We start from the raw sequence: 22,639 nt of genomic DNA on the forward strand, positions 1-22,639 counted from the left end.
AAAGGCATGCAGAGAAATCCGGTTGAACTGGCAGACAGGTTGCGCGCGGTTTTCGGCGCGAAGCTAAAGGATCTGATTGAATCTTTCGGTGAAGTGACAATCGTGGTCAATAAGGCTGTTTATCCCGACGTTATGGGACAATTGCGCGACGATTCCCGATTCCGGTTTGAAGAACTGATCGATTTGTGCGGCGTGGATTATGCCGGATACGGCAACGAGGAAAAGGGGCTGAAAGGCAAGCGTTTTGCAGTGGTGGTGCATTTGCTGTCGCTGGCATTCAATTGCAGGCTGAGAGTCCGGGTTTTTGCGGATGACGACGCTATGCCTGAAGTGCCTTCGATCATGGCGATATGGCCAGCGGCCAACTGGTTCGAGCGTGAGGCCTTCGATCTGTACGGCATTCTTTTCAAGGGGCATCCCGATTTGCGCCGCATCCTGACCGATTACGGTTTTGTCGGCTATCCGTTCCGGAAGGATTTTCCGGTTCAGGGATATGTGGAAATGCGGTATGACGAGAAGCAGAAACGGGTGGTGTATCAGCCTGTTACGATTGAACCGCGCGAAATCACGCCGCGCGTGATCCGCGACGGCAGGGAGGGCGGAAAGTAATGGCCGAGATCCGCAATTACACTGTCAATTTCGGCCCGCAGCACCCTTCGGCGCATGGCGTGCTACGCCTGATTCTGGAACTGGACGGGGAAACGATTGTCCGGGCCGATCCCCATATCGGCATGTTGCATCGCGCGACGGAAAAACTGGCCGAACAGCGGACTTACCTTCAGGCATTGCCCTATATGGACAGGCTCGATTATGTGTCGATGATGTGCAGCGAACATGCCTATGTCATGGCGATCGAGAAAATGCTGGGACTGGAAGTCCCGGTCCGGGCGCAGTATATCCGGGTCATGTTCGACGAAATCACCCGAATCATGAGCCACCTGCTGTGGCTGGGGGCTCAGGCGCTGGATATGGGGGCCATGGCCGTTTTCCTGTACGCTTTCCGCGAACGTGAAGATCTGATGGACTGTTATGAGGCGGCGAGCGGGGCCCGGATGCATGCCGCCTATTACCGGCCGGGCGGCGTCAGTCGCGATTTGCCGGATGCGATGCCGCAATTCAAAAAAACGCGTTTCCAGAGCGACAAGCGGGTTAAGACCCTGAATGCCAATCGTCAGGGTTCCCTGCTGGATTTCATCGAGAACTTTACCGACCGCTTTCCGACGTGCGTCGATGAATATGAAACCCTGCTGACCGGCAATCGCATCTGGAAACAGCGGCTGGTCGGGGTTGGCGTCATTTCTCCGGAAGAGGCGCTGGCGTCCGGTTTTACCGGCCCCATGTTGCGCGGTTCAGGGGTTGAGTGGGATCTTCGGAAAAAACAGCCATATGAAGTGTACGATCGCCTGGATTTTGCGATACCGGTCGGAAAGGAAGGCGATTGCTATGACCGCTATCTCGTGCGTGTCGAGGAATTGCGCCAGTCGAACCGGATTATCAGGCAGTGTGTGGACTGGCTCCGGAAAAATCCCGGTCCGGTCAAGTCGGATGATTATCGGGTGTCGCCTCCGCCGCGCGAAAAGATGAAAGCGGGGATGGAAGAACTGATCCATCATTTCAAGCTGTTTACGGAAGGGTTTCATTTGCCGGTGGGTGAAATTTATTCAGCGGTGGAAGCGCCCAAGGGAGAATTCGGTATTTATCTGGTTTCGGATGGCGCCAACAAACCGTTCCGGATGAAAATACGCGCGCCTTCTTTCGTGCATTTGCAGGGACTGGAACAATTGGTCAGGGGACACCTGATACCGGACGCTGTTGCGGTGATCGGCAGTATCGATATTGTATTTGGTGAAGTGGACCGCTAGGGAGCGGAAACGGGTGAAACATGTTGTTGAGTGAAGAATCGTACCGGAAAATCGAAAAGGAACTGGCGAAGTTTCCGGCCACAAAAAAACGGTCGGCCGCGATTGCCGCACTGACGATTGCACAGGATGAAAAGGGCTGGCTTTCTCCGGAAGTGATGCGGGAAATCGCCGATTATCTTGGCGTCCCGGCTGTGGCTATTGAAGAAGTCGCGAGTTTCTACAGTATGTTCAATACCCGTCCGGTCGGCAAATACAAGATTGCCGTATGTTGTAATCTGCCTTGCGAAATGACCGGAAGCGATGTGACGGCGCAGTACCTGAAGGAAAAGCTGCATATCGGATTTGGCGAGACGACGCCGGACGGCCTGTTCACGCTGGTGGAGAGCGAATGCATGGGCGCCTGCGGAGACGGGCCGGTCATTCTGGTGAACAACAAGAAGATGTATATGCGCATGACGAAGGATAGAATCGACAGGCTTTTGGAGGAGCTCAAATAATGACCTGCCTGCATGGCCGTCATACTGAACCGGTGCTGTTCAAGGGGCTGACGGGCGAAAACTGGACACTGGCGGATTACAGGGCGCGCGGGGGATACGAACAGATCGGGCGTATCCTCGGCGGCCATATGCCGGCTGGACAGATCGTTGCCGAAGTCAGGACGGCCGGTTTGCGGGGACGGGGCGGGGCAGGGTTCCCGACCGCGGTCAAATGGGGGTTCATGCCGAAAGATCATGCGGGGCAGACTTACCTGATCTGCAATGCCGACGAGAGCGAACCGGGAACGTTCAAGGACAGGGATATTCTCCGTTACAATCCGCACGCCGTGATCGAGGGCATGCTGATTGCGGCGTATGCGATGGGCATTACAGCGGGTTATATCTATATCCATGGTGAAATCTGGACGGTTTATGAACGCTTCGGGGAAGCGATCAGGCAGGCAAGGGAAGCCGGCCTGATAGGAAAAAACATTATGGATTCGGGTTTCGATTTCGAATTGCATGCCGTCCACGGTTATGGCGCTTATATCTGCGGTGAGGAAACGGCTCTGCTGGAATCGATGGAGGGAAAACGCGGGCAACCGCGATTCAAGCCGCCGTTTCCCGCTGCCAATGGCCTGTATGGGCGGCCGACCACGATCAATAATGTGGAAACGCTGGCTTATGTTCCTTTTATCATGGCGATGGGCGGAAAAGCGTATGCAGGGCTGGGCCGGGACGGCTGTTCCGGAACCAAGGTGTTTTCCGTGTCGGGTGATGTCGTCTGTCCCGGCAATTACGAGGTGCCTTTGGGCATTCCGTTTCCCGAATTGCTGGAACTGGCAGGAGGCGTAAAGGGAGGCAACAAAATCAGGGCGGTCATTCCGGGAGGCTCGTCTTCGCCGGTCTTGCCGGCGGAAACGATGCTGGCACTGAACATGGATTATGATTCGATCGCGAAAGCCGGTTCGATGCTGGGAACAGGGGGAGTGATCGTGCTGGACGAGACGCGCTGCATGGTGAAGTCGCTCCTGAATCTGTCCCGCTTTTACTGGAACGAATCCTGCGGGCAATGTACGCCATGCCGGGAGGGAACCGGCTGGCTGGTGAAGCTGATCGAACGGATCGAGAAGGGACAGGGGAAACCGGCCGATCTGGATCTGCTCGATACGGTCGCGGCCAATATACAGGGGAGAACGATTTGCGCGCTGGGCGATGCGGCAGCCATGCCGGTCAGATCGTTTCTCCGGCATTTCCGGCAGGAATTCGAATATCACATTGAACATAAACGATGCCCTGTCGCATCCGGTGGACAGGTTTAGGCGATATGGTTGAAATAGAGATCGATGGCGAAAAAATAAAAGCGGAGCCGGGCAGCCCGCTTTTGCAGGTTGCGCTCGATTCGGGCAAACCGGTTCCGCATTTCTGCTATCACAAGAAACTGTCGATTACGGCCAGTTGCCGGATGTGCCTGGTCGAAGTCGAAAACATGCCGAAACTGGCGCCGGCCTGCGCCACGCCGGTGACGGAAGGGATGGTTGTCCATACCCAAAGCGAAAAAGTGATCGAAGCCCGGAAAGCGGTTATGGAATTCCTGCTGATCAATCATCCGCTCGATTGTCCCGTTTGCGATCAGGGGGGCGAATGCCTGTTGCAGGATTATTCGTTCCGGTACGGCGCTGATGCCGCACGCTATCAGGAAGAAAAACGGATTGTTCTGGTGAAGAATGTCGGGCCGCTGATTTCGACGAGGGAAATGAGCCGCTGTATCCAGTGCACCCGCTGTATCCGTTTCGGCGAGGAAATCGGGGGCCTGATGGAGTTCGGCATGCTCAACCGCGGCGACCGTTCCGAAGTCACGACTTTCCCCAAGAGCTGGGTCAATTCCGAATTGTCCGGCAATATGATCGACGTATGCCCGGTCGGGGCGCTGACCTCAAAACCGTTCCGCTACAAGGCGCGGGGCTGGGAACTGGCAAACCGCCGGGCCGTCAGCCCTCACGACGGTCTGGGGTCGAATCTCAAGGTTCAGACGTTGCGAGGCAGGGTCATGCGGGTCTTGCCGTTCGAAAATGACGCGGTCAACGAATGCTGGCTGTCCGACCGCGACCGTTTTTCCTATGAAGCCCTGAACAGTCCGGAGCGGCTGACCGTGCCCATGGTCAAGCAGGACAACCGCTGGATTGAAACGGACTGGGAAACAGCGCTGAATTATGTGGCCCATGGCTTGAAAAGCATACGCCGGGATCATGGGCCCATGTCGCTGGCTGCGCTGGCTTCGCCGCAGGCCACGCTGGAGGAATTTGTCCTGTTGCAGAAGCTGATGCGCAAGATGGGATCGGAAAAAATCGAATTCCGTCTGCGGCAGTCGGACTTTTCGCTCGACGGAAGCGTTTTGCCCTGGCTGGGCATGAAAGTGGAAGAGATCGGAAAACTGGATCGCCTGCTGGTGGTCGGATCGTTTTTGCGGCAGGATGTTCCTCTTTTGGCGGCACGGTTACGGAAAGCCGCGGCGGCAGGGGCGGAGATCAGCATGCTGCATGCCCTGGACGACGACTGGCTGATGCCGGTTGCAAACCGGCTGGCCGGTTCGCCTTCCGCATGGTTGTCGATGCTTGGAGAAATCGTGTGCGCCGTTGCCCACATGAAGGGTGTGCCGGTTCCGGAAGGTTTTGAAAAAAGCGTCGTCACGGAAACGGCAAAAGCGATTGCCCGTTCCATGCTGGGCGGAGAGCGGAAAGCGGTATTTCTGGGCAGTCTCGCCTTGCAGCACGAAAAAGCCTCGCTCCTGCACAGGGCGGCCGAATGGATTGCCCGCGCCTGTGGCGCATCACTGGGCTGCTTGACGGAAGGCGCGAATGCAACCGGGGCTTGTCTGGCAAACGCCTTTCCGCAGCCGGGCTTCGGCATTTCGCTTGCCGATATCGTTTCGGATTCGACGAAAGCGTTCCTGCTGCTCAATACGGAACCCGAACTGGAATCGGCCAACCAGCCGGCAATGCTGGCCGCCTTGAAACAGGCGGAAATGGTGGTGGCCCTGTCGCCCTTCAGACAGAGTCTGGATTACGCCGATGTCCTGTTGCCGGTCGCGCCGTTTTCCGAGACGTCAGGGACCTATGTCAGTTTTGAAGGACGGGTGCAGTCCTTTGAAGGCGCTGTTGCGCCGTTGGGGGAAACAAGACCGGCCTGGAAAGTGTTGCGGGTGCTGGGCAATTTCCTCGATCTTTCGGGATTCGAATACGATTCATCGGAAGCCATCCGGGATGAAGTGCTGCGTGGACAGGATATCGCCCGCAGCCTGAACAATGTGAGCGGCAAAGCGCCGCGGTTCGAACAGGCTGCCTCCGGCGGATACGTTCGTGTGGCCGATATGCCGCTGTATTTTCCGGACATTATCGTCAGGCGCGCTGCCGCCTTGCAGCAGACGCAGGCCGCGAGAAAACCGGTTGTGCATTTGCCGGCAGGACTTTTCGACAAACTGGGCCTTAGGGCAGGCGAGGAAGTGCGGGTCATGCAGGAAAAAGGCGAAACCGTTTTGCCCGCGTTCCGTGACGATACCTTGCCGGAAGGGGTCGTCCGGCTGGCAACAGGCCATGCAGCGACCGCCATGCTGGGGCCCGTTAACGGCTGGATCAGGGTGGAACGCCTATGATGGACGGCATTCTGGCTTTCGTTCATCAGTACGGGCAGCTGTTTTTCGGCTCGATGTGGCCTGTCGTCTGGATCATGGTCCGGATCGGCATCATTCTGGCGCCGATTCTGGGACTGGTCGCTTTCCTGACCTTGTGGGAACGGAAAGTGATCGGCTGGATGCATGCACGGCTGGGGCCGAACCGCGTCGGGCCACTCGGCCTGATCCAGCCGATTGCCGATGCCTTCAAACTGCTTCTGAAAGAAATCATCGTTCCGGAAAAGGCCGACAAGTTCCTTTTCTGGCTGGCGCCCGTCCTGACGATTGCCCCGGCGCTGGCGGCCTGGGCGGTCGTTCCATTCGGGGCGGATATGGTGCTGGCCGATGTGAACGCGGGTCTGCTGTTCATCATGGCGATCACGTCGATCGGCGTTTACGGGGTGATTATCGCGGGCTGGGCGTCCAATTCACGGTATGCGCTGCTTGGCGCCGTCCGGGCGGCGGCACAGATGATCTCATTCGGGATCCCGCTGGGGTTCGTGCTGGTGACGGTACTTCTGGTATCCGGCAGCCTGAACCTGTCCGCTATCGTCTTAAGTCAGAGCCAGGGCTTTTTTGCCTCGCACGGTCTGACTTTCCTGTCCTGGAACTGGATTCCGCTTTTCCCGCTGTTCGTCATTTATATCGTCTGCTCGATTGCCGAAACGGCCCGTCATCCGTTCGACGCGGTCGAAGGCGAATCGGAAATTGTGGCAGGCCACATGGTGGAATATTCCGGGATGGCGTTCGCGATGTTTTTCATGGCGGAATACGCCAATATCATCCTGTTTTCCGCACTGGCTTCGATCATGTTTCTGGGCGGATGGCTGGCGCCGGTTAGTTGGCCGTTTCTGGCCTGGGTGCCGGGATGGATATGGCTGGGCGCGAAAACGTTTTTTATCGTTCTGCTGTTTATCTGGGTACGGGCGACCTTTCCGCGTTACCGCTACGACCACACGATGCGTCTTGGCTGGAAAGTATTCATACCGGTCACGCTGGTTTATCTGGTTTTCATCGCCTGCTGGATGCAGACGCCCCTGAATATATGGCATTGAGGGAACGATGAGCGCGATCAGACATTTTTTCAGAACGTTTGCCCTGACTGAACTGATACAGGGCCTGGCGCTGACGATGAAAGTCATGTTCCGCCGGAAGGCGACCGTCCGTTATCCGGAGGAGAAAACGCCGCTGTCTCCGCGTTTCCGGGGCATGCATGCCCTGATGCGCGATGAAAACGGCGAGGAAAGGTGTATTGGCTGTAAACTGTGCGAGGCGGTCTGCCCCGCGAAGGCGATTCTGATTGAAACCGGTGAACGTGAAGACGGTTCGCGCCGCACCACCCGTTACGAGATCGACCAGAGCAAATGCATTTTCTGCGGTTTGTGCGAAGAAGCCTGTCCGGTTGACGCCATTGTCGAAATACCGATGTTCGAATATAGTGCCGACGAAAAGGGCGATCTCGTGTTCGGCAAGGAAGTCTTGCTTTCCGTCGGCAAAACCTATGAAAGGGAAATCCGGGAAGCGAAAGAGGCGGATGCGCCCTATCGCTGACTGCTGTCCCGTTAATTGAAAGTTATGGAATTCGAAACCGTCCTGTTTTATGCTTTTGCCGCCATCCTGACGCTGGCGGCCCTGCGCGTGGTGACGTCCCGAAATCCGGTGCATGCCGTGCTGTATCTGGTTTTGTCCTTTTTCACGGGAGCGGCGCTCTGGATTCTCCTCAAGGCGGAATTTCTGGCCCTGATCCTGCTGCTCGTTTACGTGGGAGCGGTCATGGTGCTCTTTCTGTTTGTCGTGATGATGATGGATATCGAGCTGGGCGAACTGAAAAGAATCGCCCGGAAAAATCTGGCGCTTGCCCTGTTTGTCGGGGGGCTGATCGTGCTGGAAATGTCTGCCGTGATTTTCAGGGGATTTTTCGCGCTGGATCTGCATGCGCCGGATGACGCCTCACGGATCGGCCTGACGTCTGAAATCGGGAAAGCGTTGTTTACCGACTATCTTTTCAGCGTTGAAATCGCGGCTATTATTCTGCTGGTGGCACTGATTGCCGCGGTGACGCTGACGATACGGCGCAGAAGCGACGCCAGATATACTTCGGCCAGCGTGGCCATTCGGGTGCGTCCGGAAGACAGGCTTAGGGTCGTCGAAATGAAAGCGGAAGGCGTTGAGAGAGTCAGGGCAGGAACAGAAAGCGCTGAAGATGAAACCGGTTCAGGGGGAAAGGATAAGGAATGAGCGTATCTCTTGTTCATTACCTGATTTTGGGAGCGATCCTGTTTTCGATTGCCGTCATGGGGATTTTCCTGAACCGCCGCAATCTGATCGTGCTCCTTATGGCGATCGAACTGATGCTTTTGGCGATCAATCTGAATTTCATCGCCTTTTCCCATTATCTGGGCGACGCCGCCGGGCAGATATTCGTCTTTTTCATCCTGACGATTGCGGCGTCCGAAACAGCGATCGGCCTTGGCATACTGGTTATCCTTTTCAGGAAAATCCATTCGGTCGGGGCCGACGATATGGACAGGCTGAAAGGATAAAGGATTGTTGAACACCATCTCACCCGGAAAGAACTGAAGGAAAGAACAGAAATGCCCGATCAACTGAATGTCTCTCTGCTTCTGGCGGCGCTTCTCGCGCCGCTGGCGGGCGCATTGGTTGCCGGGCTGATGGGGTCTCTTTTCGGCGGCCATCTGATCCGGCGGAGAACGTCCAAAGCGGTGACAGTGGCTGGCGTTTCTGTTTCTTTCGTCTGTTCGCTGCTCATTTTGTCAAGCGTCATGCAAGGCGCGAGTTTCGACAGGGCCCTTTATACCTGGATGACGGTCGGGGGCGTGCGTTTTGAAATCGGTTTCATGATCGATTCGCTGTCGGCCATGATGATGACGCTTGTGACCTTCATTTCGCTGCTTGTCCACCTCTATTCGATGGGCTATATGGAGAACGACGACAATGTGAGCCGTTTTTTCTCGTATATCTCTCTCTTTACTTTTGCGATGCTCTCGCTGGTGATGAGCGACAATTTCATCCAGCTCTTTTTCGGCTGGGAGGCGGTCGGCGTGATGTCCTATCTCCTGATCGGCTTCTGGCTGGAGAAACCGACAGCGGTTTCGGCCGGCCTGAAAGCCTTTCTCGTCAACCGGGTGGGAGACTTCGGCTTCATGATCGGAATCGGTCTGGTTTTCGCTTTTGCCGGTTCGCTGAACTATCAGGACGTTTTCGCGGTGCGCGAACAGCTGGCGTTAATGACGGTGCCGGGAACAGGCTGGATGGTTATTACGGCGATCTGCCTTTTCCTGTTTGTTGGCGCGATGGGCAAGTCGGCCCAGTTCCCGTTCCATGTCTGGCTTCCCGATTCGATGGAAGGCCCGACCCCGATTTCCGCCCTGATCCATGCGGCAACGATGGTGACGGCCGGGATATTCATGGTTGCCCGGCTCTCGCCGCTTTTCGAGCTGTCGGAAACGGCCCTGTCGGTGATGGTGATCGTCGGCGCGATTTCGGCGCTTTTTCTGGGACTGGTGGCTATGGTACAGACCGATATCAAACGCATCGTCGCCTATTCAACCCTGTCGCAGCTGGGGTATATGGTGGTCGCGCTGGGCGCGTCCGCCTATTCGGTTGCCGTGTTCCATCTGATGACGCACGCCTTTTTCAAGGCGCTTCTGTTTCTCGCCATCGGTTCGGTCATACTGGGCATGCATCACGATCAGGATATCCGGAATATGGGCGGCTTGCGCAAATACATGCCCTGGACATACGCCACGGCACTGGTCGGCTCGCTGGCGCTGGTCGGCGTTCCTTTCTTTTCCGGCTTTTATTCCAAGGAATCGATTATCGGCGCAATCCGCGCTTCCTCGGTTCCCGGTTCGATTGTGGCGCTTGTGGCAGTCGTGATCGGTCTCTTTGTGACCGGGTTTTACACCTTCCGGCTGTTTTTCTACGTTTTTCACGGGCGCGAGCGTTTCCAGCGGCAGCAACTCGTCAATCTGAAAACGGCCGAAAAAGAAAAAGTGCCCCAGGGCAATCTGATCGGTCTTCTGCCCGGGGAGAAACCGCATGAGTCGCCCTGGATTATCCGTTTGCCGTTGCTGCTTCTGGCGATTCCTTCCGTGATTATCGGCTATTTCGCCATTGATACGATGGTATTCGGCACTTTCTTCGACGGCGCGATTTTCATCGACAGCGAACGGCATCCCGCCATGTCCCGCCTGTCGATGCATTTCGAAAACGCCCTGTCGATGACCTTGCGCGAGATCCTGACGCCCACGTTCTGGCTGGCTGTCGCCGGGATCGCCACGGCCTGGTATTTCTATATGGTCAACCCGATTGTGCCGATCCGGTTGCGCCGGAGAATGCGTTTCCTCCACCGGCTTTTGGTCGAGCAGTATTATCTGGACAGCCTGTACCGGACGGTTTTCGTAAATAGCGCGCTGTGGCTGGGCAGGGTGCTATGGAAGCGGATAGATGTGACCCTGATCGACGACTGGATTATTTCCCGTTTCTTCGTAAACGGATCGAAACGTCTGGGGCGTCTTCTGTGGAAAGCGGGCGATGTTTTTCTGGTGGACGGGCTGTTTGTCAACGGGGGGGCGAGACTGATGGGATGGCTCTCCGGCGTGATCCGGCATTTCCAGTCGGGATATCTGTACCATTATGTGTTCGTCATGATCATCGGTTTGCTGTGCCTGCTGTTCTGGTTCGTGCCCATCAGTTTGAGATAAAAGGTTTGATCGGATAATTATGCCTAATCTGTCGTATTCAACTTTTCCCATCCTTTCCCTGGCGATCTGGTGCCCGGTGTTTTTCGGCCTGCTGATCCTCTTGACCGGAAAGGATGAACGGGCCACATTCGTACGCTATCTGGCTCTTCTGGGTGCGGCGGCCAGTTTTGTCGTGACGCTGCCTCTGGCGTTTCATTTCGACCGGAGTGCGCACGGCCTGCAGTTTGTTGAAAGGCATTCGTGGATCAGGCTCTTCCGTGTCGAGTACGCGCTGGGTGTGGACGGCATTTCGATGTGGTTCGTTCTGTTGACGGCCCTGATCACGCTGATCGTGGTACTGGCGGGCTGGAAGGTCATACAGACGCAGGTAGCCCAGTACATGGGCGCGTTCCTGATCCTCTCGGGCCTGATGATCGGCGTCTTCTCGACGTTCGACGGGCTTCTCTTTTACGTTTTCTTCGAGGCCACGCTGATCCCGATGTTCGTCATTATCGGTATCTGGGGGGGCGAGCGGCGTGTGTATGCCGCCTTCAAGTTCTTCCTCTATACCTTTTTCGGTTCGCTGCCGATGCTGATCGCCATTCTGTACCTTTATCTCCAGACCAACAGTTTCAACATTTTCGTCTGGTACAAGGCGCCGTTGCCGCTCTATGTCCAGATATGGCTGTTCATCGCTTTCCTGACGGCTTTTGCCGTCAAGGTGCCGATGTGGCCGGTGCATACCTGGCTGCCGGACGCTCACGTGGAGGCGCCGACAGGCGGTTCGGTCATACTGGCCGCCATCATGCTGAAACTCGGCGCGTACGGCTTCATCCGGTTTTCCCTGCCGATTTTGCCGGACGCCAGCCGGTATCTGGCCTGGCTCATGATTGTCCTGTCGCTGGTCGCCGTCACGTATATCGGGCTGGTGGCGCTGGTGCAAAAGGACATGAAGAAACTGATCGCCTATTCTTCCATCGCCCATATGGGCTTTGTCACGCTCGGTTTTTTCCTCTTCGAGAACATTACCGTCGATGGCGCGCTGGTCCAGATGATTTCGCACGGTTTCGTGTCGGCCGCCATGTTCCTTTGCGTCGGCGTACTTTATGACCGGATGCACACGCGCCATATCGGCGACTATGGCGGGGTCGTGCATGTCATGCCGCGTTTTGCCGCGTTCTTTGTCCTCTTTGCCTTTGCCAATTGCGGTTTGCCCGGAACGTCCGGCTTTGTCGGCGAAGTCATGGTCATTTTAGGGGCGGTCAGCGTCAATGTCTGGGTCGCCGCAGTCGGGGCGCTGGCCCTGATTCTCGGCGCTTCCTATACCCTCTGGATGATCAAGAGGGTGCTTTACGGTCCCATCGAAAGCGAGGAAGTCGCTTCCTTAAAGGATATCGGGGCGCGCGAGTTTTTCATTCTGGCGGTATTGGGCGCTTTCGTTCTGGCCATCGGGATTTATCCGGCATGGGTGACCGATGTCATGCAGGTGTCCGTCTCCGATCTGCTGGCGCATGTGGCCCAGTCGAAACTGTAAGGAGCGGGTCGAGACGATATGAATTCGATGAACCTGATTCCCGCTTTGCCCGAAGTGATCCTGATCGCTTCGGTGCCGCTGATTTTGCTGATCGATCTGTTTTTGCCGCAAAACAGGCGGGATGTCACGTTCGGCTTGTCGGTGCTGGCGATCGGCGCCTGTGCCGTAGTCAGTTTCATCTTTTTGCAGGAAAAAACCATTGTCTATACCTTCGGCGGTGCGTTCGTCTCGGACGCCGTATCGAATCTGCTGAAGCTGTGCACCTATTTCGCCATGCTGTTCACGCTGGTCTATTCGCGCCGCTATATCAATGAACGGAACCTGACCTCCCATCATCTGGGTGGCGAATTTTACGTTCTGGCGCTGTTTTCGATGCTGGGCCAGATGGTTGTCATTTCCGCCGCCGATTTTCTGACGATGTATCTCGGCATCGAATTGATGTCTTTTCCGCTTTATGCACTGGTGGCCATAAAACGCGACGATGGCAAGGCGGTCGAGGCGGCGACAAAGTTCTTCATTCTGGGCGCGCTCGGGTCGGGACTGTTGCTTTACGGCATTTCCATGCTATACGGGGCGACGGGAGCGCTGGACTTCATGGAAATCGCGAAAATATCGGCTTACAGCGGCATTAACCGGACAATCATGGTATTCGGCCTGGTGTTCGTGGTGGCCGGGATCGCTTTCAAGCTGGGTGCGGTGCCCTTTCATATGTGGGTGCCCGATGTTTTCGAAGGCGCGCCGACGGCGGTGACGCTTCTGGTTGCCGGCGCGCCGAAACTGGCCGGTTTCGCGATTTGCCTGCGCATTCTGGTGGAAGCCCTGTTGCCGATGGCTTTCGACTGGCAGCAGATGCTGGTCGTGATTGCCGTGCTGTCGATGGCGCTGGGCAACGTGACCGCGATCATGCAGAAAAACATCAAACGCATGCTGGCCTATTCGACCATTGCGCAGATGGGGTATATGCTGCTGGGCATGCTGGCTGGCGTGAAAGAAGGCATGACAGGAGCGGAAATGGCCTTTGCCTACAGTTCGGCCATGTATTACACCATCGTTTACGTGCTGGCGACGCTCGGCGCTTTCGGCGTGATTCTGATGATGTCGAAAGATGGCGTCGAGGCAGATACCCTTTCCGATTTCCGCGGACTGAACCGCCGGAATCCCTGGTACGCGCTGATTATGCTGCTCTGCATGTTTTCGTTTGCCGGTGTTCCGCCGCTGGTCGGGTTTTATGGCAAACTGGCGGTTTTTCAGGCCGTTATCAATGTCGATATGTTCTGGCTGGCTGTCGTCGGCATTTTCTTTGCCGTGGTCGGTGCGTTTTACTACCTGCGGGTTATCAAGCTCATGTATTTCGATGAACCTGCCGATGGCAGGAAAATCCGGGCGCCGTGGGACATGGCGGCCGCTCTCGGCATCAACGGCATGCTGATACTGCTGCTTGGCATTCTGCCCGGCCCGCTGATGGATTTGTGCGTGAGAGCCGTTTACCGCGCTTTCCTGCTGTAAGCGATTGGCGGAATACCGGATCGCCGGTCGTCAGGAACGTGTTTTTGAGACCGGCAATGTTAAAATCAATTATTCAAAGTCAAAACGGACAAGGCTATGGGCGGCAATACTTTCGGGAAACTTTTTTCGGTAACGACTTTCGGCGAGTCGCACGGCGTGGCGCTGGGGTGCATTGTGGATGGCTGCCCTCCCGGAATGGAACTGTCCGAAGCGGATATCCAGCCCGAACTGGATCGCCGCCGTCCCGGGTCTTCGCGCTTCGTAACGCAAAGAAGGGAACCGGATACCGTACGCATCCTTTCCGGCGTCTATCAGGGAAGAACGACCGGGACGCCGATTGCCCTGATGATTGAAAACCGGGATCAGCGCAGCAAGGATTACAGCAATATCGCCGACGTTTTCCGGCCGGGACATGGGGACTATACCTATTTCATGAAATACGGTATCCGTGATCCCAGAGGAGGCGGCCGTTCTTCCGCACGGCTGACCGCGGCGACGGTCGGGGCGGCAGCCATCGCGAAAAAATGGCTGCGCAACCGGTACGGTACCGAAATCAGGGGCTGCCTTTCGCAGCTTGGCGATACGGTGATTCCTTTCGGGGCATGGAAATTCACTTCCGGCAATCCTTTTTTCGCCGCGACTGACGATGCAAACCTGCTTGCCGGGCTCGAAGAAAAACTGGATGCCCTGCGCAAGGCGGGCGACTCCATCGGCGCGAAAGTCGAGCTTGTCGCGAGCGGTGTGCCGGCCGGTCTGGGCAATCCGCTGTTTGAAAAACTCGATGCGGAAATTGCCGCGGCCATGATGGGCATCAATGCCGTCAGGGGCATTGAAATCGGGGACGGTTTCGCCTCGGTTGCGCAGAAAGGTTCCGAACACGGGGACGAAATCACACCGGACGGTTTTCTGAGCAATCATGCCGGCGGCGTTTTAGGCGGTATCTCGACCGGACAGGATATCCGGGTTGCCATTGCCGTCAAGCCGACCCCGTCCATCCGCCTGCCGCGTCGTTCGATCGACAGCAAAGGCCAGCCTGTCACGGTGGAAACGACCGGCCGTCACGATCCCTGTGTCGGCATTCGTGCCGTTCCGGTCGCCGAGGCGATGCTGGCGCTGGTTTTGATGGATGCCGTTTTGCAGCACAGGGCGCAATGCGCCGATGTCGTTTTGCCGGTTTCTCCCGTTGCGGGCGATTTGCCGCAATCCGGACCGGACAGGTAAAAACGGCAGGCCCTAACCCGTGTCCGGCAAGTCTTCATGGCCTGAACAGGCGTTCGGATTCGGCGCGTTTTATTTCAGCTATTACAGTTTTGCCGGCGTCTTTTCGACGTATGTCACCCTTTATCTGGCTTTCCGGGGTATTGATGCGTTCGAGATCGGCATCCTGATGTCGCTGATGCAGGCCATGCGCATTGTGGGGCCGAATCTCTGGGGATGGATGGCGGACTGGACAGGCCAGCGGGCGCGTGTACTCCAGTTCACAGCCGGTTCCGCGCTGATCGCCTTCACCGGGTTTTTCTTCGGCGGCGGCTTCGGGTATTTCGCCTTTTTCATGATTGCCGTCAATCTGTTCACCAGTGCGCAGGGGCCTCTGTCGGATGCCCTGATCCTGTCTGAAATGCAGGGCAACATGTCCCGTTACGGACAGTTGCGTCTGTGGGGGTCTGTCGGGTATGTCGCCATGACGGCCGCTTCGGGGTTTGTGCTGGACTGGACAGGAATCGGCCTGATGCCCTGGGTAGGCGCAGTCATTTTAGGCGTTCTCCTGCTGGTCAGTTTGCGCCTGTACCAGACTCCGCAGCCTTCCATCATACGGAAAAAGGTTTCCGTGTGGGGTGTCTTGCGCCGGCGCGAAGTGGTGGCTTTCATGGTTTCCGGCGGTTTCATGCTGGCGGCACACTCTGCATTGTATGCGTTCTATTCGCTTTATCTCTCCGTTCTGGGTTACAGCAGTATTACCATCGGCCTCATGTGGGCCATCGGCGCCATTGCCGAAATCGTTTTTTTCATTTATCAGGCCCCGATTGTCCGGCGTTTCGGCATCAGGGCCATTATGCTGGCAAGCCTGTTGATCGCCGTTGTGCGGTTCGCCCTGATCGGAATCGGAGCCGGATCATTTGCCGTTCTGCTGTTTGCCCAGCTCTTGCATGCGGCCACTTTCGGCGCGCATCATGTGACTTCCATTCTTGCTGTCCAGAAATGGTTTGCCGGTCCCTTGCAGGCACGGGGACAGGCGCTGTTCATCAGTGCGTCTTACGGCATCGGCGGAACGCTGGGCGGCTTTCTGCTGTCCTGGGTATGGGACAGGTTCACGCCGGAAACCGTTTACTGGGTCGCCTCGATGTTTGCGCTGATTGCCCTCCTGGCTGCCTGGCAGTCTTTCCGGTGGCAGGCACGGAAATAAGACAGGAAAGACAGGATTGGCTCTTCCGTCTGTCAGGTTTGCCGATGAATGTGGCATAATAAAAAATTGGTTAACAGAAAACGCGATATGGCATCATGGCAAAGACTCTCTACGACAAACTCTGGGAATCCCATGTAGTGGATACGGAAAAAGACGGCACGACGATTCTGTATATCGATCGCCATCTCCTGCATGAAGTGACAAGTCCGCAAGCCTTTGAAGGGCTGAGGATGGCAAATCGCAAGCCCTGGAGAGATTCCGCCAATTTGCTGGTTGCCGATCACAATGTGTCCACGCAGAACCGGAATGGCCCGATTGCCGATCCGGTTTCGCGTTTGCAGGTTGAAACGCTGGACAACAATGCCAAAACCTTCGGCCTTACCTATTTCAATATGGCCGACAAGCGACAGGGGATTGTCCATGTCATCGGGCCGGAACAGGGCGCGACGTTGCCGGGTATGACCGTTGTCTGCGGCGATTCGCATACTTCAACGCACGGCGCTTTCGGGTGTCTGGCGCACGGTATCGGTACGTCCGAAGTGGAACACGTTCTGGCGACCCAGACCCTGCTTGCGAAAAAATCGAAATCGATGCGGGTGGAAGTCGAGGGGGAACTGGGGCAGGGGGTGACGGCAAAAGATATCGTACTGGCCGTTATCGGCAAGATCGGTACGGCGGGCGGCACCGGATATGCCATCGAGTTTGCCGGTTCGGCCATCCGTTCCCTGTCGATGGAAGGGCGCATGACGCTGTGCAATATGGCGATCGAGGCGGGCGCCCGTGCCGGTATGGTTGCCGTTGACGATACCACCATTGAATATGTGAAAGGCCGTCCGTTTTCGCCGAAAGGCGAGCAGTGGGAAAAGGCGGTTGCGTACTGGAAGACATTGCATTCCGATCCGGGTGCCGCATTCGACGCAGTGGTCAGGCTGGACGCCGCGGAAATCCTGCCGCAGGTGACATGGGGAACGTCACCGGAAATGGTGACGTCGGTTGATGGAAAAGTCCCCGATCCGGCTGATGAAACCGATCCGGTGCGGCGCAACGCCATTGTCCGCGCTCTGGAATACATGGGGCTGGAACCGAATATGCCGATTACATCCATTGCCATTGACAAGGTGTTCATCGGTTCGTGCACCAATTCGCGTATCGAGGATCTGAGGGCAGCGGCCGCTGTCGTCAAGGGCAAGAAACGGGCCGCCAGTGTCAGGCTCGCCATGGTCGTGCCGGGTTCCGGTCTCGTCAAGGAACAGGCGGAAAAGGAAGGACTGGACAGGATTTTCATCGAGGCGGGTTTTGAATGGCGTGAACCGGGCTGTTCCATGTGTCTGGCGATGAATGACGACCGGCTTTCTCCGGGAGAACGGTGCGCCTCGACATCCAACCGGAACTTTGAAGGACGACAAGGACAGGGGGGAAGAACTCATTTAGTATCTCCTGCAATGGCAGCAGCAGCTGGCATTGCCGGGCACTTCGTTGATGTGCGCGAAAACCGTTGACAGACAAGGAGAAAAAGATGAGAGTATTGATCGCTGTTTTGGCAGCCGTCGCTTTCCTGGCGGGTTGCAACACTGTTCAGGGTGTCGGAAAAGATGTGCAGGGGGCAGGCGAGGCTGTGGAAAACGCCGCCAAGTAAGCTTTCTGCGCCGGAAAGGGATTATTGTGGTGCCGGGCTTCCCGTTGATGGATTGAATGGGGAGCCGGGCTTTTTGTCGTCTTTTGAAAGACGAAAGAATTGATGGGAATCATGGAAAAATTTACCGTACATACCGGACTGGTCGTTCCGCTGGATCGCGTCAATGTGGACACGGATGCGATTATTCCGAAACAGTTTCTGAAATCGATCAAGCGGACAGGATTCGGGCCGAACCTGTTTGATGAATGGCGATATCTCGACCATGGCGAACCGGGTATGGACAATTCGAAGCGTCCCCTGAATCCGGATTTCGTGCTGAACCAGCCGCGTTATCAGGGCGCCTCGATTCTTCTGGCCCGCAAGAATTTCGGTTGCGGTTCTTCCCGCGAGCACGCTCCCTGGGCACTGCAGCAATACGGGTTCAAGGCGGTTATCGCGCCGAGTTTTGCCGATATTTTCTTTAACAACTGTTTCAAGAACGGCTTTTTGCCGATTACCCTGACGGAAGAGCAGGTCGATCAGCTGTTTGCGGCGGTCGAGGCACAGCCGGGTTATCAGCTGACTGTCGATCTGGAAAAAATGGTGGTCAGAAGTGAAGATGCCAGTCTCGTTTATACGTTCGCCATCGACCCGTTCCGCCAGTACTGCCTGATGAACGGACTGGACGATATCGGTCTGACATTGCAGAAAGCGGATAAAATCAGGGAATACGAAAAACGCCACATCGCCGGGCAGCCCTGGCTGGCCAATACGATTTGACGACGGTTTTATAAAAACGAAAACATGACGCATCCTTTTGCGAAAACGGAATGCGTTGGACAAGAGAGGAAAGACGTGAAGATTGCAATTCTGCCGGGCGACGGTATCGGCCCGGAAATCATGGATGAGGCCGTTCGGGTTCTGAATGCGCTGGATGAAAATTTCGAAATGGAATGGGCCGATGTCGGCGGCGCCGGTTATGCCGCACACGGCCATCCCTTGCCGGAAGGGACCCTGAAGCTGGCGAAAGAAGCCGATGCGGTGCTTTTCGGCGCGGTCGGCGATTTCAAATACGATACGCTGGAACGTTCATTGCGCCCGGAACAGGCTATTTTAGGCCTCAGAAAGAACCTGAAACTGTTTGCCAATCTCCGTCCTGCCATTCTCTATCCTGAACTGGCTGGCGCTTCCACGCTGAAACCCGAAGTCGTTTCCGGCCTCGATCTCCTGATTGTCCGGGAACTGACGGGCGATATTTATTTCGGGCAGCCCCGCGGTCACCGGGAAGCGCCTGATGGTCCGTTCAAGGGGGCTCGTGAAGGATTCGATACCATGCGTTATGCCGAGCCTGAAATCCGCCGTATCGCCCATATCGGTTTCCAGACGGCACAGAAACGCGGCAAGCGCCTGACGTCCGTTGACAAGGCCAACGTGCTGGAAACGTCCCAGCTCTGGCGCGAAATCGTAATTGATGTATCGAAGGATTATCCGGATGTCAAACTGGATCATATGTATGTGGACAATGCCGCCATGCAGCTGGTTCGTGCCCCGAAGGAACTGGATGTCATTTTGACCGGAAACATTTTTGGCGACATTCTGTCTGACGCGGCCGCCATGCTGACGGGTTCCATCGGCATGCTGCCGTCTGCCTCGCTGGATGAAAACAACAAGGGACTGTACGAACCATCCCACGGTTCCGCTCCCGATATTGCCGGAAAAGGAATTGCCAATCCGCTGGCGCAGATCCTGTCCGCTGCGATGATGCTCCGCTATTCCTTAAACAGGGGCGAACAGGCCGACCGTATCGAAAAGGCGGTCAAGAAAGTGCTTGCTGACGGACTGCGTACCGGCGATATCTATGAAGAAGGAACGAAACGCGTCGGTACCCGGGAAATGGGTGACGCGGTTGTCGCAGCCCTGTAAAACGCTTTTGAACGACTGGATCGGGTAACAAAATGAAGCTGGTAGGATTGATTGGCTGGCGCGGAATGGTCGGTTCCGTTCTGATGCAGCGCATGCGGGAAGAAAACGATTTCGAGCTGATCGAGCCCGTTTTCTTCACGACGTCGAATGTCGGGGGCAAGGCTCCGTCGATGGCGAAAAACGAAACCGTGTTAAAAGACGCTTTCGATGTCGGCGAACTGAAAAAATGCGATATCCTGATTTCCTGTCAGGGTGGAGACTATACGGCCGAAGTCTTTCCAAAATTGCGTTCTGCCGGCTGGGATGGCTACTGGATTGACGCGGCCTCCAAATTGCGCATGAATGACGACGCGCTGATCGTTCTGGATCCAGTCAACCGCAAGGTGATCGATGCGGGATTGGCAAAAGGGGTCAAGAACTTTATCGGCGGAAACTGTACCGTTTCCTGCATGCTGATGGGACTGGGCGGACTCTTCGAGCACGATCTCGTCGAGTGGATGACGTCAATGACGTATCAGGCGGCGTCGGGCGGCGGCGCGCAGCACATGCGCGAGTTGCTGGCCCAGTTCGGTTCCATTCATGCCGAAGTCCGGATGAATCTGGAGGATCCGGCTTCCGCCATTCTCGACATCGACCGTCAGGTACTGTCGCGCCAGCGCGGGATGGGGCCGGACGAAACGAAGCAGTTCGGCGTTCCGCTGGCAGGAAACCTGATTCCCTGGATCGATACCGATCTGGGCAATGGCATGTCACGCGAGGAATGGAAAGGCGGCGCCGAAACGAACAGGATTCTGGGCAAGGACGGCGGCAGCCGGATCGTTGTCGATGGCCTTTGTGTCCGGATTGGGGCGATGCGCTGTCATTCGCAGGCATTGACGATCAAGCTGAAGAAAGACGTGCCGCTGGACGAAATCGGGGATATGCTGGAAAGCCACAATCCCTGGGCGAAAGTAGTGCCGAACACACGGGAGGATTCTGTCCGCGATCTGACGCCCGCCGCGGTATCGGGCAGCCTGACCGTGCCGGTCGGACGGCTGCGCAAACTGGGCATGGGCGGCGATTATCTGTCAGCTTTCACGGTAGGCGACCAGTTGCTCTGGGGAGCGGCCGAACCGCTGCGCCGCATGTTGCGCATCATTCTTGAATAATCGCTCCTTTTCTTGAAAATCCGGTTTTGAAACGGATGATTCACGCAAGGAAAAACCGCTGGCAGCACAAAGCGTCCAGCGGTTTTTTTAAAGGAAACCGGGAAAATGGATGGGGTTCCGATCCTTTGATCAGGAGCGGTCAACCAATTCGCCGAAGTTGAACCTGAAAGATTGCCCAGGTTTTCAAAATACGGGAGAAGGGAAAAGCCTGCTTTTAAAATGAGGGCATACACAACAATCCCGATATGGCAAGGTTTATTGGTTATCCCTGTTCCCGGGAAAAGTACGTTTGGCGATGGACAGTGAAAACAGTTCTGTTTTTGAAAAGACCTGTTGATTCTTCAGTTTCTTGAGAGAGAGGAAAATAATGCGGCAAAAAGTCATGGCGGTATTGTTGCTTGGCTGTGTGCTGTTCTGCGGTTTCCTGCAGGATGCGGCCTGTGCCGGCGAAAGCAGGGAAAGGGCCTTCAGTCAGCGCTATCTGACCGTACCGCCCCCTGAAGGCTGGAAAAGAGAAACAAAGGCTTCCGGTATGTTCAGTGACTGCATTTTTTATGCGCCACAGGATGAAAGCCTTGCGCTGATGGCCTGTCCCGGCTTTGAGCGGGACAGGCCATTTGCGGAAGTCATGGCCGATGTGAAAACCGGGGAAGACGCGATGCGTTTCGGGCGTTGCGTGATTTACAGCAATGAAGAGGGTGTGATGCTCCATGTCCCCCTGAAAAAGGGCAAGGAAGGCGCATTCTTCGTGATAATAGAGGACAACCCGGCACCAGGGCTGATACAAAAGGCATGGCCCATGCTGCGCGCCTTTACAGACTTTGATATTCCGGAGAAACCGCCTGTGCCTCAAAAATGAAACAACGCACCGGAAGGGCAGCCGGACTGAAGTCGTTGCGGCGTTTTTTTGCAGCAGCGTCGCCTTCGCCAGCGGCATGGCCCGGATTGGACGGGCTATTGGGCGCATCGGCACGGTTAGCGGGGCATCATGAATGAAATGAAACGGATTGCATTGGGTATTGAATATGACGGTACCGGCTGGCGGGGATGGCAGACCCAGCCGGACGGCATGACGGTGCAGGATCAGCTCGAGGCGGCTATTCGCCAGTTCACCCGCATGGATATGGCAACGACCTGTGCGGGAAGAACGGACGCCGGGGTGCACGCGACCGAACAGGTCGTGCATCTGGATACCGGTCTTGAGCGTTTGCCGGTCTCGTGGGTGCGCGGCATCAATTCCTATTTGCCTTCCTCGATTGCCGTTCGCTGGGCCTGCGAAGTGCCCGGAGGAAAGGACGGGTTTCATGCCCGTTCCAGCGCCATTGCCCGCCGGTACCGTTATCTGGTTTACAACAGTCCCGTGCGTTCCCCGTTGTGGAAGAACCGGGCAGGATGGGTTTTCCGTCCGCTGGATCTGGAATGGATGCGGGAAGGAGCGGGGTTTTTGCTGGGCGAACACGACTTTTCCGCATTCAGGGCAGCGGAATGCCAGTCCATTACGCCGGTCAAGACGATGAACGGGATCGGGATCGAAAAACAGGGAAACCTGATCGTTTTCACTTTCGAGGCGAATGCCTTCCTGCACCATATGATCCGCAACATCGTCGGTTCGTTAATTGTCGTCGGAAAGGGAAACCGTCCACCGAAATGGATGAAGGAATTGCTGGAGAGCCGTGACCGGTCGCAGGCAGCGCCGACATTCATGCCGGACGGTCTTTATCTGTCGCGTGTGTTTTATGAGGAAAAGTGGGGACTGCCGCAACGGGAAGATGTCTTTCCCTGACTGCCGGTCGGG

The 22,639-nt window shown here is 56.2% G+C and carries 21 protein-coding genes; all 21 read left to right on the plus strand.

The features are described 5' to 3' along the window. Positions 1-6 precede the first annotated feature (6 nt). Positions 7-609 carry an NADH-quinone oxidoreductase subunit C gene (locus OFAG_RS04220; RefSeq protein WP_005877723.1) on the plus strand — a complete coding sequence of 201 codons (603 nt, stop codon included), beginning with the start codon at positions 7-9 and terminating at the stop codon, positions 607-609. Then, on the plus strand, positions 609-1,862 hold the full coding sequence (locus tag OFAG_RS04225) for an NADH-quinone oxidoreductase subunit D (protein WP_005877720.1): 1,254 nt from the start codon (positions 609-611) through the stop codon (positions 1,860-1,862). The genes OFAG_RS04220 and OFAG_RS04225 overlap by 1 nt, the downstream gene beginning before the upstream one ends. Positions 1,863-1,882: 20 nt before the next feature. Beyond that, positions 1,883-2,359 (plus strand): NADH-quinone oxidoreductase subunit NuoE, encoded by a 477-nt coding sequence (gene nuoE, locus OFAG_RS04230; protein WP_005877718.1) that lies wholly within the window; start codon positions 1,883-1,885, stop codon positions 2,357-2,359. Next, positions 2,359-3,660, plus strand: coding sequence for an NADH-quinone oxidoreductase subunit NuoF (gene nuoF / locus OFAG_RS04235; RefSeq protein WP_005877716.1), 1,302 nt, complete (start codon positions 2,359-2,361; stop codon positions 3,658-3,660). Before nuoE ends, nuoF begins: the two co-directional genes overlap by 1 nt. Positions 3,661-3,665: 5 nt before the next feature. Next, positions 3,666-5,990, plus strand: coding sequence for an NADH-quinone oxidoreductase subunit NuoG (gene nuoG / locus OFAG_RS04240; protein ID WP_005877715.1), 2,325 nt, complete (start codon positions 3,666-3,668; stop codon positions 5,988-5,990). Continuing rightward, positions 5,990-7,063 carry an NADH-quinone oxidoreductase subunit NuoH gene (gene nuoH, locus OFAG_RS04245; protein WP_005877713.1) on the plus strand — a complete coding sequence of 358 codons (1,074 nt, stop codon included), beginning with the start codon at positions 5,990-5,992 and terminating at the stop codon, positions 7,061-7,063. Before nuoG ends, nuoH begins: the two co-directional genes overlap by 1 nt. A 7-nt stretch (positions 7,064-7,070) precedes the next feature. After that, entirely contained in the window at positions 7,071-7,559 is a 489-nt protein-coding gene (gene nuoI / locus OFAG_RS04250; RefSeq protein WP_005877711.1) for an NADH-quinone oxidoreductase subunit NuoI, read from the plus strand. 24 nt (positions 7,560-7,583) lie between these two features. Then, positions 7,584-8,246, plus strand: coding sequence for an NADH-quinone oxidoreductase subunit J (locus tag OFAG_RS04255; RefSeq protein WP_005877709.1), 663 nt, complete (start codon positions 7,584-7,586; stop codon positions 8,244-8,246). Then, entirely contained in the window at positions 8,243-8,551 is a 309-nt protein-coding gene (gene nuoK / locus OFAG_RS04260) for an NADH-quinone oxidoreductase subunit NuoK (RefSeq protein ID WP_005877707.1), read from the plus strand. Before OFAG_RS04255 ends, nuoK begins: the two co-directional genes overlap by 4 nt. A gap of 51 nt (positions 8,552-8,602) precedes the next feature. Beyond that, a complete protein-coding gene (nuoL, locus tag OFAG_RS04265) occupies positions 8,603-10,735 on the plus strand; it encodes an NADH-quinone oxidoreductase subunit L (RefSeq protein WP_020994844.1) in 2,133 nt (710 codons plus the stop codon). Positions 10,736-10,754: 19 nt separating this feature from the next. Continuing rightward, entirely contained in the window at positions 10,755-12,248 is a 1,494-nt protein-coding gene (locus OFAG_RS04270) for an NADH-quinone oxidoreductase subunit M (RefSeq protein ID WP_005877703.1), read from the plus strand. A gap of 18 nt (positions 12,249-12,266) precedes the next feature. After that, positions 12,267-13,754: an NADH-quinone oxidoreductase subunit NuoN gene (gene nuoN, locus OFAG_RS04275; RefSeq protein ID WP_005877702.1), complete on the plus strand. Its 1,488-nt coding sequence runs from the start codon at positions 12,267-12,269 to the stop codon at positions 13,752-13,754. 96 nt (positions 13,755-13,850) lie between these two features. Then, on the plus strand, positions 13,851-14,975 hold the full coding sequence (gene aroC, locus OFAG_RS04280; protein ID WP_005877700.1) for a chorismate synthase: 1,125 nt from the start codon (positions 13,851-13,853) through the stop codon (positions 14,973-14,975). Between the two features lie 19 nt (positions 14,976-14,994). Further along, entirely contained in the window at positions 14,995-16,158 is a 1,164-nt protein-coding gene (locus tag OFAG_RS04285) for an MFS transporter (RefSeq protein WP_005877698.1), read from the plus strand. 95 nt (positions 16,159-16,253) lie between these two features. Continuing rightward, the gene (gene leuC, locus OFAG_RS04290) at positions 16,254-17,657 is read left to right on the plus strand and encodes a 3-isopropylmalate dehydratase large subunit (RefSeq protein ID WP_005877697.1); all 1,404 of its coding nucleotides are present in this window, start codon (positions 16,254-16,256) and stop codon (positions 17,655-17,657) included. 17 nt (positions 17,658-17,674) lie between these two features. Beyond that, a complete protein-coding gene (locus OFAG_RS13220) occupies positions 17,675-17,794 on the plus strand; it encodes an entericidin A/B family lipoprotein (protein WP_020994845.1) in 120 nt (39 codons plus the stop codon). A gap of 111 nt (positions 17,795-17,905) precedes the next feature. Beyond that, positions 17,906-18,553, plus strand: coding sequence for a 3-isopropylmalate dehydratase small subunit (gene leuD, locus OFAG_RS04295; RefSeq protein ID WP_040720828.1), 648 nt, complete (start codon positions 17,906-17,908; stop codon positions 18,551-18,553). A 75-nt stretch (positions 18,554-18,628) separates the two neighbouring features. Next, positions 18,629-19,696: a 3-isopropylmalate dehydrogenase gene (leuB, locus tag OFAG_RS04300; protein WP_040720834.1), complete on the plus strand. Its 1,068-nt coding sequence runs from the start codon at positions 18,629-18,631 to the stop codon at positions 19,694-19,696. A 32-nt stretch (positions 19,697-19,728) separates the two neighbouring features. Then, a complete protein-coding gene (gene asd / locus OFAG_RS04305) occupies positions 19,729-20,844 on the plus strand; it encodes an aspartate-semialdehyde dehydrogenase (RefSeq protein WP_005877691.1) in 1,116 nt (371 codons plus the stop codon). A 367-nt stretch (positions 20,845-21,211) separates the two neighbouring features. Next, positions 21,212-21,703, plus strand: coding sequence for a hypothetical protein (locus tag OFAG_RS04310; protein WP_020994846.1), 492 nt, complete (start codon positions 21,212-21,214; stop codon positions 21,701-21,703). Positions 21,704-21,832: 129 nt separating this feature from the next. After that, the gene (gene truA / locus OFAG_RS04315) at positions 21,833-22,627 is read left to right on the plus strand and encodes a tRNA pseudouridine(38-40) synthase TruA (protein ID WP_005877685.1); all 795 of its coding nucleotides are present in this window, start codon (positions 21,833-21,835) and stop codon (positions 22,625-22,627) included. The last annotated feature ends 12 nt before the right edge of the window (positions 22,628-22,639 follow it).

It is taken from the genome of Oxalobacter paraformigenes (assembly GCF_000158475.2).
In the GTDB taxonomy this organism is placed as follows: Bacteria; Pseudomonadota; Gammaproteobacteria; order Burkholderiales; family Burkholderiaceae_D; genus Oxalobacter; species Oxalobacter paraformigenes.